At 39.0% G+C, this 1,752-nt stretch carries 3 protein-coding genes; all 3 read left to right on the top strand.

Going from position 1 to position 1,752, the window contains the following annotated elements:
* Positions 1-101: 101 nt before the first annotated feature.
* The 3 genes from AB4484_RS12015 to AB4484_RS12005 all read left to right on the top strand — a co-directional run bounded on the left by AB4484_RS12015 (position 102) and on the right by AB4484_RS12005 (position 1,583).
* Positions 102-371, top strand: coding sequence for a type II toxin-antitoxin system Phd/YefM family antitoxin (locus AB4484_RS12015; RefSeq protein ID WP_372078353.1), 270 nt, complete (start codon positions 102-104; stop codon positions 369-371).
* A complete protein-coding gene (locus tag AB4484_RS12010; protein WP_372078351.1) occupies positions 368-628 on the top strand; it encodes a Txe/YoeB family addiction module toxin in 261 nt (86 codons plus the stop codon). Before AB4484_RS12015 ends, AB4484_RS12010 begins: the two co-directional genes overlap by 4 nt.
* Positions 629-950: 322 nt before the next feature.
* Positions 951-1,583, top strand: a complete 633-nt coding sequence (locus AB4484_RS12005) for a hypothetical protein (protein ID WP_372078349.1) — start codon at positions 951-953, stop codon at positions 1,581-1,583.
* Positions 1,584-1,752: the final 169 nt, after the last annotated feature.

The raw sequence follows: 1,752 nt of genomic DNA, 5'->3' as shown, positions 1-1,752 counted from the left end.
CTTTGTCTCATTAAACGGTCGTTTTGTGAGTGTGTTACTTGTACTTGTTTAGGTACCAATGCTAAGGTGAAAGAAAATACAGAAGTCAAAGGATTTAAAATATGCAGGTAATGACATATACCGAGGTTCGTTCTAATTTGAAAAGTGTTTGTGACAAAGTCATCGATGATTGTGATTCGGTCACCATCCACCGGAGAGATGGCGATAATGTGGTATTGATTAGTGAATCGGAGTTTAATAGCTGGAAAGAGACGATGTATTTAATGTCGAACCCGATTAATGCTAATCACTTGCTCGAATCTATCTCTCAGATTGAAAGGGGGGAAAAACACAGTACAACCCTTTCTCATTTGTTGGGAGAAGATGAGTGAACTTACAGTTTTCTTCTCACGCTTGGGATGACTACCTTTATTGGCAAAAGCAGGATAAAAAAGTCATTAAACGTATCAATCGTTTAATTGAAGAATCAACAAGAACCCCAACCTCTGGGATTGGAAAGCCAGAAGCATTGAAAGAGAATTTGTCGGGATACTGGTCTCGTCGAATAACGGACGAACATAGATTGGTCTACTCGTTCACCAATGAAAGACTCACGATTGTTTCATTGAGGTATCATTACAGTAAATGATTTTTGCCCCATTATTAGCTTTATCGAACAAATCAGCGCATTAAATCGTTCGAAATTCACCCAAATAAAGCTAATGTGGTGATATTGGTGGTTATGCGATAGAGGTGCATTTATATGTCGGAGAGGTAAGGCGCTTTGGGACAAAAGCGCCTTAGATTAAATATCACTATAATGCCTGCCTAAACCTTGCTAGGTTAATATTTTAGACAAATAACGAACGGCTTATCATGGTTAACAAATCCTGTTCAGTGTGACATTTTGCTATTGTTTGCTATTGTTTGCTGTTGACCTAGTTGATCATTAAGTTCTTTGGGGGGGACATATGGCTCATATCATAGATACAATTCGAAATCAGACAATTTATGGCGCAGTAGAACAGCTATTGGAAGCTCACACTGACCTACTATCAGCAATAAATAACTCTAATACTTTTACAAATGCCACTTTGCATTGGGGAATACAAACTAAAAGATTATCTGTTGATCTCTCCAGCGTATCTAGCCCGCTAATTAAAAAAGAGTCTGAAAAATTTGTTGAGTTGATCAATATTCTCGCAACTGTCGAACGAACGATAGATGCTTTAAATTGGTGTGCAAGACGTTATCCCGATTTACAGGTTGATCAATGCCACCCGGCAACCAGTGACGATCCTGAAGGGAATGATATAGTTCTAGTTGATAATAATGGAGCTACCAAAGTACGCATTGAAGTTTGTGATGTAGCATCTAGCCGAGCGGGTCAAAATGGAAAGGAAAAAAGTGATTTAAGTAATCTAGGTTGTAGCGTCTCTGTTCCCAACGATGGGGTAGAACGTTTCATAGCAACTTCAGAGGAGTTTGCTTCTGCTTTGAACTCAGTCAAACGCAAGTGGAAGAATTTACATTACCGTTATGAGTTCGACTCCGTAGCAGATACAACAACAATAATGCTTCAGGTTCAAGTTAACAAAATTTAGTAAGCAGTTAGTTTGAAGGTTTGATCTTTGCCTTTCCTCAGCCTTTATAACTTGGTTAGATGATTAGGTAGAATACAGTAGAGGCTCGTTGGGATAAAAGTGCCTTAGTGTACGTATCCTATACCGTCATCTATTGACACGCGGAAATCGGTGGTGACTCCAACCCGTT

Origin of the sequence: Vibrio sp. 10N.261.46.A3, from assembly GCF_041472995.1 — a bacterium.
In the GTDB taxonomy this organism is placed as follows: Bacteria; Pseudomonadota; Gammaproteobacteria; order Enterobacterales; family Vibrionaceae; genus Vibrio; species Vibrio coralliirubri.
Note: the sequence above shows the minus strand (reverse complement) of the source record. Positions and strands in the feature narration are given on the sequence as shown.